Source organism: Pseudomonas sp. PSE1(2024), from assembly GCF_050990555.1.
GTDB classification, from domain to species: Bacteria; Pseudomonadota; Gammaproteobacteria; order Pseudomonadales; family Pseudomonadaceae; genus Aquipseudomonas; species Aquipseudomonas aphyarum.
Genome location: NZ_CP158967.1, coordinates 5,192,640 through 5,208,354, shown reverse-complemented (window position 1 = coordinate 5,208,354; position 15,715 = coordinate 5,192,640). Strand labels below are relative to the sequence as shown.

The window sequence follows — 15,715 nt, the reverse complement described above, 5'->3', positions numbered from 1 at the left end:
GTGTCTGTTCCGCCGGACTTCAACTTTTGTAAATCAGAGTACGAGTTCATGTTCCCGATGACACCCGTCGCGGCTGCGCTTGCGCTGTTGTTTTGTGCCAACGCAGCGGCCGCTTCCGAACCCGCCGGCACGACTCCGCGCAGTCTGCTGGCGCAGGCCAAAGGTTTGCCGGCAGATTTCGAAGAGCACTTTTTCGATGTGCCGCTGGCGGTGCGGGTCGAACTCGACCAGCAACCGCTGGGGGAAGCCATGGTGGTGTTGTCCCGCGATGATCGCGTCACGTTGCTGGAATTCACTGACACCAGTGAAAACCGCTACACACCCGCCGAACGCGAGAAGTGGGCGGCCTATCTCAAACCTGGCGTGCCGCTGGGCGCGTGCACCGGCTCCTGCCCCGATCAGGTGCTGGCGGTGCATTACAACCTGGAAAATTCGTTGCTCTCGGTTCTCACCGAGAACGCCGAGCGCGACCTGGAAACCAAGCGTTTCTATGACCAACCCGAAGACGGCAGCAGCGGCCTGATGGTGCGCAACCAGCTCAACCTCAATGGTGGCCAGGATCAGGATCTGGGCGGACGTTTTGGCCTCGAAGCCAGCGGCAGCCTGGGTAACTGGAGCCAGACCTTCAACATGCAAATGGCTCGCCTCGGCGGCCCGGACGACAAGCTCTATCACGCCGTCCACGAGCTCTACACCCAGCGCGAACTGCAAGGCAATTTCTTTCGCCTGGGCTATTTCACGCCCAATTCCGAAGGGCTGACCCGTCAGCCGCGCACGTTCGGCACCAGCCCTGACACGGCGGTCGGCGTGATGTACGGCAGCTCCGACAGCCTGGCGATCAACAACGCAGCGCCCAGCGTCTACCCGATCTACGTCACCGCCAATCGCCAAGGCTCGGTGGAGATCTGGCGCGACGGTCTGCTGATCAACACTCAATCGATACCCGCCGGTTTGCAGACCCTCGACACCCGACCACTGCCCGGTGGCATTTACGAGGTGGAAGTGCGGCTGATCGAAGACGGCCAGATGACGTCCAGCACCCAGGAGCTGGTGTACAAGCCCAGCAACTGGCGCAACCTCGACGAGCGCTGGCGCTACAACCTGTTTGCCGGTGAAGAACAGAAACTGCTGAGCAACTGGGATCAACAGTCCAGCGGCAGTCCTACGGCGGGTGCCTCGCTCAACTACCTGCTGCACCCGCGAGTCATCCTCGGCCTGTCGGCGCGGCAGATTCGCGAAAAGCTGCAATACGGCACGTCCATCGACTGGACCCTGGCCAATCACATCAGCCTGTATGCCAACGTCTACAAGACCGAGGATCACGGCACCGGCCTCGACTTGCAGAGCCTGTACAACTACGGTTCCGGCAGTCTGGTGATCAGCCACAACCGCAGCTGGCTCGACACCACCGACCAGTACGAAACCCTGCCGGACGGCACCCGGGTTCGTCAGCGCAATGTGTTCATCGGTGAAACCAGCAACTCATCGCTGGCGCTCAATCACCGGCTCAACAGCCGTAATTCGTTGAACGCACGGGTCTCCCACAGCGAAGGCAATGTCGAAGGCGTCGGCGTGGATCTGGGCTGGACCCGGCGCAGCGAACTGTTCGGCAGTGACGCCAACTGGCGATTGTCACTGTTCGATCGACCGGGCAGCTACAGCAGTGGCGATGCGCGTAATCGCGGGGTCGACTTGAGCCTGAACATGGCTCTGGGCGCGCCCGGCGAGCAGATCACCGGCAGCATCGGTTCGCGCACCGACCGCGACGGCGGGCGCGACAACAACGCTTCGATCGGCTGGCGCAAGGACCTCAAAGGGCACCTCCTGCAGAACGTCTCAGTGACGGCGTTGACCGACACCTATGGCATCGGCGCTTCCGGCCTGGCCAACTTTCGCACCGACACGATCAATGGCGACGGCTTCATCCAGCGCTCGTCCTACAACGGCAATTTCACCGGCGGTCTCAACCTCGACAGCACACTGGTGGTCGGCGGCCAGCAGATGCTCATGACCAGCGAATACGAAATGCGCGGGGCCGGGATGATTGTCGACGTCGAGTCGGACATCGAGGGCATTGCCTTACGCGCCGACGACTTCAGCGGCGGCAGCGCAGCGCTGAAACCAGGGCGCAACTTCATCCCTATCACGGCGTACCAGAACAGCTCGGTGAGCTTCGACTTCGAAGGCAACAGCGTGCCTGCGGCGACCATCGAACCGGCGCGCACCCGTTATCACCTGAACAAGGGTGGGGTCGACTACCGCAAGATCCGTGTGATGAAAACCCTGACCGTGCTCGGTCGACTGGTCAACGAACAGGGCCATCCACTCAAGGGGCATCACGTGATCAACCACGCCAGTCGCGGGGTGACCGAGGTCGACGGGTTCTTCTCAATGGAAATGAACGCCGGCTCGCCGACCCTCGAGGTGCGCCAGGATAACCGCCTGCTGTGCCAGTTCCGCCTGGAGGCGGATCAGCACCGCAGCGAAAACAATGTGTTGATGATCGGGGATCTGCGTTGCACACCGGACACCCTGGCCGATGCGACCTTTACCGATCAGAAGGCGGGTTGAGCGTGAAAAAGCTAACCGTATTCATGGCCTTGATCGCGGCACTGAGCCTGCCTTCGGTCGAGGCGGCGAATCAGGAAATCAGGGCATTGTTCCAACCCGACTCCTCGCAGCCGAACAAGAATGTGTTCGTCAACAAGACGCCAAACAGTGGTTATTGCGCGGATTTCCCGAGTGAGTGCGCCAGCAACGGCATGTTCAGCATCCGGGTGCCGATTCGCTTCAGTACGTTTACCCCGCTGTTTTCGGCCAATGGTGTCTGGGTGAAAGTGCCCGCCGCCTGGCAAGTCCTGAACGTAACCAATCGGCAGACCCAGCAGACGCGTGCGGTGGAGGTCCGAATCAGCGGAATCGGCTCGCGCTTTCGCTTGAGCAAGCCCGTCACCGAGTTGACAGGCGAGTCTGATGTGGGGGAGGCGCATCGCAAACTCTGGGAGGGCAGTTCCTGGGTCTACGCCGCGCCCCCCTGCCTCTATAGCGGATGGGGTCTTCCTTCACCGACGACTTATCAGTTTTTCTGGAAGACGCCCGTGCAAGGCAGCTGTATCAAGACTGCCGCGATGGATGTCGGGCATATGGATTTCGAGTATCTCGATATCGCCTACGAGTTGCGCACTCCCGATCCGTTGACCATGCCGACCGGTACGTACACCGGCGCATTGACCTATAGCGTCGGAGCGGGTGGCGCGGACTTCAACATGGGGCCCTTTTTTCGTGCGGATGATTCCAGCCTGACCCTGGACTTCGTGCTCGACGTTCATCACGCCCTGAAAGTCGATCTGCCACCCGGCGGCGACAAGGTGACGATGGAACCGGTTGGCGGATGGCAACGCTGGATCGACACGGGGCGCATGCCGACCGAGATCTATCGCGACCAGCAGTTTTACCTGTCGGCCTCGTCACCCTTCAAGGTGATGATGATCTGCAACTCGCTGGGCGGCACTGAGTGCGGCATCGGCAACAACGAAGTGGGCTTTTCCAAGTTCGAGGTCAAGCTGACCCTGCCCCGAGGTATCACAGGCCCCGGCAACAGCGATGGCTGGTCCGGCACGTTGTCGCACAACACCTGGCTGGGGCCGTTCGAGCCTACTCGTTACGTTGATCGAAAACCCGGCACCTTGCGTTTCCAGATCCCTCGGCGGTGGATCGAATCGCTGCTCAAACCCGGCATGAACGGAACGCTGTGGGGCAACGTCACCATCATTTTCGACTCGGAAGTATGAACCTCCGGGGCTGGCCAATTTTCATTTTCACGAGGTTGAATTCCATGACTCGAATGTTTTTGCTGATGCTGTCCGGCCTGTGTTGCCTGACTGCCCATGCCGGGCCGCAGATCAATGTCGGCACCGTGTACGACTATCTCGACGGCGACAAAAGTACGTACCTGAAGCGTGTTTTCAACAGCGGTGACAGCACCGCTTTCGTCAAGATCAATGTGCTGGAAATCGTCTATGACGCCGACGGCAAACCGCAGGAGATTCCCGTGGTCAATGCGGCCGACGGCGCTTCGCGCAACGGCATCATGGCCAGCCCCGCGCGCCTGATCGTGCCGGCGCAGGGCATGCAGGGCACGCGCTTGCTGTACATGGGCGAGCGGGATCGCGAACGCTACTTCCGCGTGCGTTTCGTGCCGGTCGTGCCGGAAAAGGAAGACGAATTCGTGGTCTCCCAAGAGGAGCGCGAAGACTACAAAAAGTCGTTGTCGGCCGGGGTCAACGTGATGACCGGATTTGGCATCGTGTTTTTCGTGCGCCCCAAAGATGCGCGTTTCGACACGGTGATCAGCGACACGCCCGAACGCTACGAGATCCGCAACAACGGCAACACGGTGATGGTGGTCGACGAATTCAAAAGCTGTTCGGTGAGCAATGAAGCCGATTGCGGCGCGACCACCAAACACCACGTGATGGCTGGCAAAAGCTTCGCCTTTGAAAAAGAAGCCGGCCGCGAATACCGCTTCAAACTGGTGGAAGGCGACAACAGGAAAGACCTCAGGGTCGCGCGCCGCTAAGGCCTCTATCCACGACGCGCCAGGTATCGATCATGAACAAGCAATGCGCCGCTGCGGCACTGATGGCTTTCACCGCCCTGATGAGTATCCCCGCTTGGGCGGTTCGCGAAGAGCTCAACTTCGAAGTGTTCCTGACCATTCCCAGTCGGGCGTTCTACGTCATCCCCGCAGAGTCGGACTGGATTCACCGCCCGCAGCGCCTGCTCTGGGATTACAACACCTCGACCCTGCGCGGCTTGCGTAAATCGTTTGACGTGCGCCATGACAGCAGTGCAATCGAAGCGCGGCTGGAAAGCACCGGACGCCTCTCCAATGGCAGGCTGGGCGAAGAGATCCTGCTGCATGTGAAATTCAACGGCGTGGTGCTGAGCGCAGACGTTCGTCCGCGCGAAGTCCTGTCGCAGGCCGAAGCGGCCGTCGGGAAGCGTGTGCTGCTGGAAATCGATCCGATCAAGCCGCTCGGCGGTTTCAAGCCAGGGGATTACGACGGCACGGTCATGCTGTTGTTCAACGCAAAGGCACCGGGAAGTTGATTGTCACCATCACCCACGCAGAGATCCCAGCCATGATCAAGCGAGTCGCCATCGTACTCTGTCTGAGCGTCCCGACATCGATCCATCCGGCGGTGTTTGCCGCCCAGGAAAAGCACACCTTCGAAGTCTCGGTGGACATTCCGACACTGGGCTTTTACGTGCTCCCCAGCGAAGCCGACTGGATCCATCGTGAGCAGACCCTGCCGTGGGATATCCACACCTCGACGTTGCTCGGGCTGCGCAAGAGCTTTGATGTGAAAACCGACGGCAGTGCCATTGAAGCGCGTCTCGAGAATTTCCCTTACCTGACCGCCGGCGGCGATTCGCGTGACAACATCGTGTTGCGCGTCAGCTTCAACGGCAAGGAACTGGCCCAGGATCCGACGCCCCGGCAAGTGGTGTCCGCAGAGGAGGCGACGGCGGGCCGTCGTGTGCAACTGGAGATCGTGCCTCGCGAGCAGGCCGGTGGCTACAAGCCGGGCGAGTACAACGGCACGGTCAATATCGTGTTCAACGTGGCGGCGCCGGCAGGATGAACAGCGCATGCCGAACAAGGACAAACGACCTGACAGGCAAGGAAATAGCCAATGGTTTCAGCTGTGCGCAAGTGCTTGAAGAACAGCGTGTTTTGCTTCTGCGGTGGCCTGCTTTCAACGTCGGCGGCTGCCATCACTCAGGAACTTCGCGCGACCTACGTCCCCGATCCCGCCAACCCGCAGAACAATGGGTTCATCAACCAGACGCCGCAGAGCGGTTACTGCGGCCAGTACCCGAATGATTGTCGACGCTACAACCTTATGGGGGTTTCGTTGCCAATGCGTTTCTCGTCGGTACAGGCAATACGGCCAGAAAGCGCTGAGCACGACGGTGCGACATTCAAGATGCCGGCGCAATGGCGCAGCCTGACGGTGCGCAATATCGTTACCGGTGAGACGCAAACCGTGGAAATGCGTATCGGTGGCTTCGGTACACGTTATGTGCTCAGTGATACGGCAAGTAATCTGACTGGCGTTTCCGGAGAATACGAAGCGCATAACGCGCTTTGGGCAAGGTCGGGATGGCACGTACCGCCCAGGCCGTGCGAACCCGGTGCAATGTCCTCTTATGGTCCGAACTTCTTTCGTTTTTTCTGGTTTACCCCCGCCGAAAATCTGTGCAGCAAACAGTCTGCATTCGTCATTCCGTGGATGTCCTACGACTATCTGGACGTGGCCTATGAGCTGCGTACACCCAACCCGCTGGGCATGTCGGCGGGAATCTATGCGGGTGAACTGACCTATGGCGTGGGTTCCGGTCAGGACATCGACACGGGCAACAACCTGTTGCCTGACACCTCCAGCCTGACGTTCAGGGTTCTTCTCGACGTGCAGCATGTGCTCAAGGTCGACATCCCGCCCGGCGGCAACAAGGTTGCGCTGGTGCCGCAAGGCGGCTGGCAGGCCTGGTTGCAGCAGGGCAGCAAACCGACCCGGCTGTTTCGCGATCAGACTTTCAATATTTCCGCGTCCTCGCGTTTCAAGATGCACTTCGAATGCGAGCACGCCGCCGTCGGGGCCTGCGCATTGCGCGATACGCTCAGCGGCGCCACCGACGCGCAGGTTTTTCTGAGTGTGAGCCTGCCCGACAGCATTTCCGATATCGCAGGCCAACCGGTGAAGCGCCGCCCCTTGAGCAACAATCCTGATGGCGTGGCGTTTCAACCTTCCAGTTTCATGCAGCGAGCACCCGCGACGCTGCACTTCGAGATTCCGGGCGTGTATGTCGAACAGATGCTCCAGCCGGGAAAAGGCAAACGCTATGTCGGCAACGTCACGGTGATCTGGGATTCGGAGGTTTAGCGCTTGGGCCCTGAAGACTTTTGCAAGGCTTCAGGGCGTGATCGTTATGCAGGCGATATTCAGATTCCGGCCCTGCTCATGGCCTCCCGGGTGAGCTGGCGGCGCAGTTCCTTCTCCTGATAACCGATGTCACGAAGCAGGCGGTCATAGGTTTCGGTGCTCATTTCCATTCCGGTGAAAACCTCCTGTTCGGCAATCGGCAAGCGCTTTGCCAGGTCGCTGAGGGTGCGCCTGCGCAATGCGCGCTCGGCAGGTAACGAGTCGGTTGATTGAGCCCAGTCCCGTTGCGCGGATTTCAGCGCTTCCAGCACGTCGAGCTTTTCCATGTGCAGCTGTTTGTTGGTTTCCATTTCTCCTGGCCAGTTCTTGCGCAAATAGCTTTCCCAGAACGGTAGCTCGATCATCTGATTGACCAGGCCATCGCCTTCTTCTGCCTTGAGCAAAGACTCGATAGCCTTGGCAATGGTCTGATCATCGACCCCGGCGACCAGGCGATACCTCATGCCTTCGGATTGCCAGGGCAGCTCCAGTCTGGCCGCCATGCCTGTTTCGTAGGCCAGATGCACTTCGACTTCATCGGGATTGCCCGTGCGGTTCCTGATATCGGCCCGGGCGATTTCAGTGACCTGACCGAGACGCGCCGATCCTTTGGCCAGTGTCACCAGCTTGCGCTCAAGCTCGGCCTGGTTGGTCGAGTACGAGTAGGCCTCCGAAGCCAGCACCTTGACCCCCATGTTGTTGAACAGTTGCGCGCCGGCATCCTCGCAACCTTCAGGATCGGTCGACATCAAAAACAGCTCCTCGCGCAGCGGCGTGTCGATGTCCATGGCGCCAATCATCCGCCAGACGCGGTCGGTCAGTTGATCATTGGCTTTGCCGCCAGCGATGTAATCGGCCGAATGGGTCAAGTCTTCGATCACCGAGAAGAAACCGTCGGCGTTTGGCTCCCCCGCAAGGTCGTGCCAGGCCTCGGGGCGATAGGTGCCGAGCCCGGCCGTTTCGTTGCGCAGCGAGGTGTCGACGAATGCGGGCCAGCGCTCGAGCAGATCTTCCGCCGCCCTGTTATACGTCAGGCGTGGATGGATCCCCACCGAAGTCCGGTAATGTTCGTACTTGACCCGAACCGGGTCCGAGAGCCTGTTGGCGTAGACCCGGGTACGGGCGATCAGCCGCGCGTTATCGGAGCCCGGCGGCACATCCGGGATGCGCTTGAGCGCATTCGCGCCCAGATCAAGAAAGAAGCCGCGTGGCCGGGATTTTTCGAACAATCCCGGTGGCCAGCTCTCGAGGCCGGTGCCGATCAGGCTCAACACCTTGAGCCGTGGCATGCGTTCGACATTCGGCGCAAGGCTCAACGGGTTGTGATCGAGCCTGAGAGTTTCCATGCGCGTCATGTTGCGCAGTTGCTCGACAGTGGTCGGCGTCAGGCGGATCTGGTTGTCGTTCAGGCGCAGGGTTTCCAGCAAATGCATCTTGCCGACAGGCTCCGGCAGAACTGTCAGCCCGCAGTTGCGGGCGCTGAAATGGCGCAGGTGGGGAAGGTCTTTCAACAGGCCGTTCGGCGATTGAGAAAATACCGATCCGTCCAGGTTCAGGGTTGTGACCTGATCGATCCAGGGCTTCAGCTCTTCCGGCAACTGCCGCCACCAACGCTCGATGTCCTTGGGCAACCACTCGCTGGACAGGTCCAGCCGGTAGCCTTCCTGCACGCTGAGACTGCGCTCGCCGAACACCTCCGACTTGCGTTCGAAACAGTCCAGCAAGCGTTCGGCGAGAAACTGCCCGCCCTTTTGCTGGTAGTCCCAATAGGTACGTGGCACGTTGCTGTCCGGGTTTTCAGGATCCCAATCAGTCAGGTAGCGCTGACGCCAGGTTTCCAGGGTCTGCTTGAGCTGTTGAATCTCCTGCTCAAGCATCTTGATCTGTGAGTGAGGGGCACCGTTCGCTTGCAGGGATCGACTGAAAGCCAACGCCTCGGCCTGGTCGAAATGCGGGTAGAGGTTCTGGACTTTCTCTTCCACGCTCAACGCTTTTTTCGATTGCCCCGGCCCGCGCAGCAGCAGTTCGGTTTGCAACGGAACCTGCGCGCGAATCGGTGGACGCGCAAGCAGCGTCCTGCGCTCGGCGGGGCGCTCGGTCATGACCAGCACCCATTGTCTGAACAATTGTCCCTGGCCGGCGCGGTAACCCAGCGCGGTACGCATATCGGCGGGCATGGCCAGCAGGATAGCTTCATACAAGTCTGCGGCAGGATGCAGACTGTCGTTGCGCTCATCGCGCACTTCATAGCGGCCACGCTGATCCCGGACCAGCACGCGCACGATACTGGCCTGCTCGTCGCCCACACTGCAGCGAAGCGCGCCGTCATAAAAGTGCTCGCGTACTTCAATGCGCAGATCGGCGAAGGTATCGGTGCGTTGTCTCAGGACGTTGAGAATCAAGCGCTCGGTATCGGGCAGTCGCAATGCCGGTTCATACAAACCTTCAATGGCACGCGCCGCACTGATTTCAAAGGCGCTTTCCCGGGCCTGATCTTTCAGGCGCAGGGGGATGCGCTGTTCTTCGCGGATGATGGTCTGTTCGGCCGGCGTCACTTTCTTCAGCAGCGCCTCGGCGACCCGTGAAGGCAATGGTGGAAATTGCTGTTGCAGCAGTTGCACCTGGGCATCGCCACTATGATCTGCGGCCCGATACTGGTAATCGAAAATGTCGGGCGTACGGGTTTCCACGATATCCCCCAGCAGGTTGCGCAGCACCTGTGCCCGCTGGCTTTTGGGGTATTGATGGCCGAGCAGGGACTGCATGTCTGCATCGTCGAGAAAGTCCACCAGCCGTTCCGGCAGCTCGCCTGCCAGCAGGTCAGGCATGCCGATGCTCATCGTCTGTTCGGCTGTCGCTTGTGGATTGCCGTACAGGTGAAAGTTGTCGCTCGAATCAGCGGTTTCAAATACTTTCAGCGCCTTGTCGGCAGGCCAGCCGGGCATGTCCGGTACGATTCGGCTGAACCAGTAGGCAGTCGGGGCCAGCGGTTGTCCGGAACGAATCAACTGGCCGACGTTGCGGGTTTCGTCCCAGATCCGGAAACGCGTCAGGGTATCGGACAGGAGCGCCGGGGGTGGCGTGTTTTCCACGTACATCCGGCGCAGTGATTCTGGCGCGGTGCCGCTGATGCTGCGCAGGTGTTCCAGTTCGCTATCGTTGTAGCCGTCAACGCCGGGGCCCAACCGGCGCATCAGGATCGAGCCCTGCCAGTCCTGCGGTGTTTCCCCCTCGTGCACCCACGCACCCTGTCCGTTGTGGCGCAATTGTGGCGAGTAAGCTTGTGGGCGGGTCGGATGCTGGACACGATGGCGACCGTTGCTGCGGTCATATTTCACCGCGTAGTACCGACCGTCGAGGGGCAGCAGCACTTTGTCCGCGTGGCGATACAGCCCGGATGCGGACGGTTTCGATGCGGGCGGTGGGGCAATGTCTGTTTGTGCGTAGGGCGTGAGGTCGGTGTGCCACAAGCGGATTTTTCCGTCGTGTCCCGTCACCGGTTTCATGCTTTCGACCCGTGGCGACAGTTTGAGGATTTTTTGCGCGGCCAGGCCACCGACGACAAATGCCGCCAGTTGCACCACATCGTTGACGACACCGACGACATGCTGCGCAGCCTCGGTCCAGTGTTTATAACCAAGCTCCACTGCGCCTTCGACGACTTCATTGGTCAGCTGAAAAGCCGTGTAGACCAGCATCACAACACCGACATACGGCACGAACGGCATCACGACGAACAACGCGGCGTTGAAAATGTCGCCGGCAATCTTCAGAACGTTTTCCCACCACGCCCAGCGCGCATTGTCGTCGGCGTCGGCGGTCGGCACCGCAATCTGGCGGGCGTCATTGAGGATCTTGTTGAGTCGTTGCTGAAAAAGGTACGTCCACAGCGGCGAGCTGATCGGCGGTGCGCTGAATTGCAGTTGCGGTTTCTCCACCGGTGTTTCCCGCCAGGAGGGACGCGAATCTCCCCGTTCCCGCGGATACCATTTCACGTAGCTCAGGCGTTGTTCGAGCCCGGCGAAAAAATGCCCGCGCTGTTCATGATCGACAAACTGACTGAAGAATTGCCGGTAGCTGAGTCCGGAGGAAGGTGATGTCTGGTTGGTCCGCAGCTGGCGGGTCAGCTCTTGCATGAAGTCCAGGGTCGAGGCGTATTCCTTGAGCGGGTGCTCCGGGTCATGGGGGACATAGGCAATCATTTTTTGCGAGTGTTGCGGCTGTTCCGGATCCGGCCGAATGATCAGGATGCCGGTGAACGTCAGGTCCATCATGCCCAGGTCGCAGACCCGCATCGCCTGGCCGTCCAGCAGCAGATTCTGACGGCCAAGCAGCACTTCGCGGATCAGCCCATGGGCACTGTGACCAATGTCTTTTTTGAGCCGGGCCATTTGCGCGGCAGCCTTGAGCGTCGCTTGCAGGCTTTGCTCGACCCGGGTGCGCAGGTACGTTTCGGCCACCGGTTCCTTGTCCAGCAGAATGCTCTCGAGATGGCGCTTGTAGAGCGCGCCAATGTCCAGCTCCCGGCACAACGCTTGAAACTGGCTCACGCTTATTTTCTGGTTGATCGGCGAGGGGTCGAACAAGTCGCGTGCGACATCGGTTTTGATAATGAAGGTCGAATAGTGTTGATAGCGCTCGTCGCGTGCGAAGTTATGCAATGCCGCATCAAGCATCGAAACGGTTCTGGCCTTGGAGCCTTTGCTGAAGTTGTGGACATACCAGGGCGTTTGAGCCGAGGCATACAGTCTCAGGTAGGTGTTCTTGACGTCGATATCGATCTGGAACTGTTCGAGCAGCTTTGCCTTGAGCAAGGGTTCGGCGAATGCGTACACATCCTGAAGTCGTCCGAGCAGGCGATCGATACGGTTCTGTGCGCCCCACGCCTTTCGGTTATCGGCGGACATTCGTTCCAGCTCGTTGGCCGAAGTCTCGATCATCCATGATTCAAGCTGCAGAGGCGTGTTGCTCAGCGCCTGGGCCCGATGTAACTGCATATCGCTGAACACCGGATCAATGCGCGATTTAATTAAGTCGTAATGTTGCCCTTTATATATGGATGTTGCAGTCATGGTGCAGGCCTTGAATAAGTAAAGAATTCTCAGCCTAACGTTCAATGAGCGGATTAATTAGTTTAAAAGCCTGCTGCCGAAGTGTCGGGTTAATACCTGATTTATTGAATATTGGAATGCATAAAACACATAACTACTACCTCGGATCAATTCAGTCCGCTGCGGATGCCACCGTCGCCACTTGCGGCGCCAGACACTGCGAATCACTGCCCGGTTGCAGGTACGGCATCAGAATCGGCGCCATGCCTTTGAGCACCTGTACCGGCAGGGCGGAAGTGAACTTGAAGTTCTCCGCCGAGCGCCCCGGCACGAACGCGGTGAGCGTGCCGAAATGGTGGTCGCCGATGTAGAACACGAAGGTTGCCGTGCGGTTGATCGACTTCGAGCTGAGAATCCGCCCGCCGGAGCCGATCGCCTCGATCCGGTTGTCACCGGTGCCGGTCTTGCCGCCCATGGTCAGCGGTGTTCCATCGTTCAGTTTGAAACTGCCGGAAACACGTTTGGCGGTTCCCGAGTCCACCACTTGCGACAGCGCTTCGCGCATCGCCGTGGCCACTTCTGACGGCATCACCCGTTTGCCGACGTGAGGGTCATTGACCAGCTTCGTTTCGTAAGGCGTGCCGGCGGCAAAGTGCAGGCTGTCGATGCGCAGGGTCGGCATGCGCACACCGTCGTTGAGGATGGTGCCGATCAGTTCGGCCAGGGCGGCGGGGCGGTCGCCGGAACTGCCAATGGCGGTGGCCAGCGACGGCACCAGGTGATCGAACGGATAGCCGACTTTCTGCCAGCGCTGATGGATCTCGAGGAACGCCTCGATCTCCAGCATCGTGCGGATCCGGCTGTCGCGGGCGCCCTTGTGCTTGCTCTTGAACAGCCAGCTGTAGACTTCCTGACGCTCGAACTGGCTGGCCTTGACGATGTCCTTGAAGGTCGCGTCGGGGTGGTTGAGCAGGTAGCCGATCATCCACAGGTCCAGCGGGTGAACCTTGGCGATGAAGCCCTGATCCGGCAGGTCGTAGGTGCCGGGGCCGTAGGCCAGATAGAGCCGTTCCAGGCGTTCGTCGGTGAGTTTCTCGGTGATTTTTACGCCCTTGAGGTGCGAGCGCACAAAGGTGTTGAAGTCTTCCTGGCTGGCGTTGGGCAGCAGGTAACGGTGCACGGCGGCCATGCGGATCGGGGTCGGGCGCATGCTGTCGAGGAAGGTATCGAGCCGGGCCTGGGTGTCCTTGTTCCGGTACTTCTTCCAGAACTTGAGCAGGAACGAGGTGCCTTCGCGGTCGGCGAACGAGGCGAGGTATTCCTGACGGCGCGGGTCGCGGTCGTCCTTGAGCAGCTCGGCGCTGTTGTTCGGGCCTGAGTAGGTGGTGTAGCGCACCAGATCGCGCATCAGGCGAATGAACGGCAGGTTGATCGACTCGCGCAGGGCATCGCGCAGGGTCGGCAGGCGGCCGTTGTCTTCCTTGCGAAAGTTATGGAACACATGCAGGCCGCCACCGGTGAAAAACGCCTCGCCGGGGCTGGCCGAGTATTTGCGGTCGAGGGCGGCGGAGAGCATTTTCGACAGGTCGTGATCCTTGTTCTGGATCAGGTAATCGATCACCCACTGGCTCAGGCGATCCTGATCCGGCACGTCGACTTTCTTCAGTTCCGGCACGGTCATGGCGCCGTACTTGTCATGCAGCTCCGCGATGATTTGCAGGTAGGTGGTCAGCACCCGCATCTTCGCCGTGGAGCCCAGTTCCAGCTTGCTGCCTTCGTTGATGTCGAACGGCTGATCGGTGCTGTCGGTCTGCACCCGCACGCGCGAACCGTCCGGGGTCAGCTCGAACAAGGTGAAGCTGTAGCGCACCTGAGTGGTGCTGGTGGGCGTCAGCAGGCGTTCGCCCATCAGGCCGACTTCGGTCGCGTAGGCCGGGTCGGCCAGTTTTTTCAGGTAGGCGGTGGCCTGGGTTTGCAGCTCGCCCTGCAAGGTGCTGGTGGCGGACAGGTCGAGGCGGTCGAGGTCGTACAGCGGACGGTTGAGCATCGATGCCAACCGGCTGCGGGCGACACTGATGCCCTTGTTGGTTTCGATCGGCTGAATGGTCGGTTGGGTCTGCCAGTCGCGATAGCTGATGGTGCTGGCCAGCGCGGCATCGGCCAGGGCGGCGTCGATCACACCGTTCTGTTTCAGCAGGCGCAGGTGGCTGTTGGTCAGTTCGACCAGTTCTTCGCGGCCCTTGGTCAGGTAATGCGAAGGACGGCGCTGGGCGATCATCAGCGAAAGCATTTCGCGCAGGGCCAGGCCTTTGTCCGCCATGGTCTTCGGATCGGTGGCGGTACTCGCGAGCTTGCGGTTGGCCTCGTTGAAATCGGCGCCATACCAGACCCGCAGCCCCTCGGCCATGCCGTGCACTTCGCCATGCCCCGGCACCGCCGACAGCGGCACGCTGTTGAGGTAGTCACGAATGATGTTCTGCCGCGCCGGCAAGGTGTCCGGGCCGCCCTGATAGGCGCGCACGCTGGCGGAAATCATCTGGCGGATTTTCTCCGCGCCGGACACCGTCAGCCCGTCGGGCGAGTGGCGGTATTTCTCAAGCTGGGTGGCCAAAGTACTGCCACCGGCCGACTGCCCCGGCAAGTGCAGCAGCTTGGCGACCTGCGACCACGCGGCCATGCCGAAGCGGGGCCAGTCCACCGCAGGGTTGGCCATGGGTTGCTTTGGGTCGAGCAGAAAACGGTTTTCGATGAACAGCAGGCTGTTGACCACCACCGGCGGGATCGAATCGAAACTCGCGTACAGCTGCTGCGGATAGTTGTACTGATACAGCGGCGCGGCACGGCAATCGGTGATCGACAGCCCGGCCTGGATCTTTTCCGAGTAGGGCACGAACAGGCCCTTGTCGGTGTAGTTGAGCAGCGCCGGGGAGAAGCGCGTCTGCTCGGTGATCACGTAGTTGCGCTTGATCAGCCGCGGCAGGAACTCGTCCAGCGAGCTGTAACCCAGACGCAGATCGAATGGCCCGTTGCCCGGATAGCGGATCGCTTCGCTGGGCCCCGGTTGCAACTCGTATGTGAGCTTGGCGGCGTACTGGCTGACCTCGCGGGACTGAAAACGCGAGGTGCGCATTTCCTTCATCGCAGCCAGGCCCACGACAATCGCAATGATCACCAACAGGAGCCAGAAAGCCTTCCACCCATGCCGGTTACGACGGGGTTTTTCAGGTACAGGCGCTTCATCCACACGTTCAGTCGGAACCACTTTTTCACTCGAATCGGTTTGCCACAAAGCGCCCATAGTCGATTGATCCATTCACGCAGATTGATCGGACTTGACTGAAGCTTAGTCGGTGGTTGGCGCGGGTGAAAAAATTGTGAAGGCGGGACCCTGAACAAATCTGCAAATCTGGCTGCTGCCTTCCGGCAAGTGATCGAAAGCCTGAAAAGGCCGGAACAGAGAGGTCTTCAGGCCGCTGCGACTTTGGTCGCGGCATGACGTTGCACCATTGCTGTGCAATACTCGGCGCCCATTTGTGCGGTGAATAATCCTCGAAATGCAGGATGGTTTGTCTCGTAAACCTTGTATTTGGCGAGGTTTACGTCTGAATCAGATGCCTTATAGAGTGAAAAAACCTGTCGCAAGCTTTTTATACTGCACGCCCCGCTGATCCCGCA

Annotated in this window: 8 protein-coding genes; 6 read left to right on the top strand and 2 right to left on the bottom strand. The window is 59.9% G+C overall.

The window, feature by feature from the left end; translation table 11 throughout:
* Nucleotides 1-48: 48 nt before the first annotated feature.
* Genes ABTV87_RS23600 through ABTV87_RS23575 form a run of 6 tightly spaced genes read left to right on the top strand, consistent with a single transcriptional unit; the run spans nucleotide 49 to nucleotide 6,950 of the window.
* Nucleotides 49-2,571 (top strand): CS1-pili formation C-terminal domain-containing protein, encoded by a 2,523-nt coding sequence (locus tag ABTV87_RS23600; protein WP_433898454.1) that lies wholly within the window; start codon nucleotides 49-51, stop codon nucleotides 2,569-2,571.
* Between the two features lie 2 nt (nucleotides 2,572-2,573).
* Nucleotides 2,574-3,791 (top strand): hypothetical protein, encoded by a 1,218-nt coding sequence (locus ABTV87_RS23595; RefSeq protein WP_433898453.1) that lies wholly within the window; start codon nucleotides 2,574-2,576, stop codon nucleotides 3,789-3,791.
* Between the two features lie 44 nt (nucleotides 3,792-3,835).
* Nucleotides 3,836-4,579: a pilus assembly protein gene (locus ABTV87_RS23590; protein WP_085606802.1), complete on the top strand. Its 744-nt coding sequence runs from the start codon at nucleotides 3,836-3,838 to the stop codon at nucleotides 4,577-4,579.
* Between the two features lie 32 nt (nucleotides 4,580-4,611).
* Nucleotides 4,612-5,112 (top strand): CS1 type fimbrial major subunit, encoded by a 501-nt coding sequence (locus ABTV87_RS23585; protein WP_085606800.1) that lies wholly within the window; start codon nucleotides 4,612-4,614, stop codon nucleotides 5,110-5,112.
* 32 nt (nucleotides 5,113-5,144) lie between these two features.
* A complete protein-coding gene (locus ABTV87_RS23580) occupies nucleotides 5,145-5,648 on the top strand; it encodes a CS1 type fimbrial major subunit (RefSeq protein ID WP_085606798.1) in 504 nt (167 codons plus the stop codon).
* 51 nt (nucleotides 5,649-5,699) lie between these two features.
* Complete coding sequence (locus ABTV87_RS23575; RefSeq protein WP_433898452.1) at nucleotides 5,700-6,950, top strand: hypothetical protein; 1,251 nt, start codon at nucleotides 5,700-5,702, stop codon at nucleotides 6,948-6,950.
* A gap of 59 nt (nucleotides 6,951-7,009) precedes the next feature.
* Here the strand turns inward: ABTV87_RS23575 and ABTV87_RS23570 are convergent, their stop codons facing one another.
* On the bottom strand, nucleotides 7,010-11,986 hold the full coding sequence (locus ABTV87_RS23570; protein ID WP_433898451.1) for an NEL-type E3 ubiquitin ligase domain-containing protein: 4,977 nt from the start codon (nucleotides 11,984-11,986) through the stop codon (nucleotides 7,010-7,012).
* A gap of 226 nt (nucleotides 11,987-12,212) precedes the next feature.
* A complete protein-coding gene (locus ABTV87_RS23565; protein WP_273901859.1) occupies nucleotides 12,213-15,338 on the bottom strand; it encodes a transglycosylase domain-containing protein in 3,126 nt (1,041 codons plus the stop codon).
* Nucleotides 15,339-15,715: the final 377 nt, after the last annotated feature.

Bases quoted from the DNA above. Each gene is read 5' to 3' on its own strand.
- ABTV87_RS23575 (WP_433898452.1), top strand. From the start codon at position 5,700: ATGGTTTCAGCTGTGCGCAAGTGCTTGAAGAACAGCGTGTTTTGCTTC.
- ABTV87_RS23565 (WP_273901859.1), bottom strand. From the start codon at position 15,338: ATGGGCGCTTTGTGGCAAACCGATTCGAGTGAAAAAGTGGTTCCGACT.
- ABTV87_RS23585 (WP_085606800.1), top strand. From the start codon at position 4,612: ATGAACAAGCAATGCGCCGCTGCGGCACTGATGGCTTTCACCGCCCTG.
- ABTV87_RS23570 (WP_433898451.1), bottom strand. From the start codon at position 11,986: ATGCAGTTACATCGGGCCCAGGCGCTGAGCAACACGCCTCTGCAGCTT.
- ABTV87_RS23600 (WP_433898454.1), top strand. From the start codon at position 49: ATGTTCCCGATGACACCCGTCGCGGCTGCGCTTGCGCTGTTGTTTTGT.
- ABTV87_RS23590 (WP_085606802.1), top strand. From the start codon at position 3,836: ATGACTCGAATGTTTTTGCTGATGCTGTCCGGCCTGTGTTGCCTGACT.
- ABTV87_RS23580 (WP_085606798.1), top strand. From the start codon at position 5,145: ATGATCAAGCGAGTCGCCATCGTACTCTGTCTGAGCGTCCCGACATCG.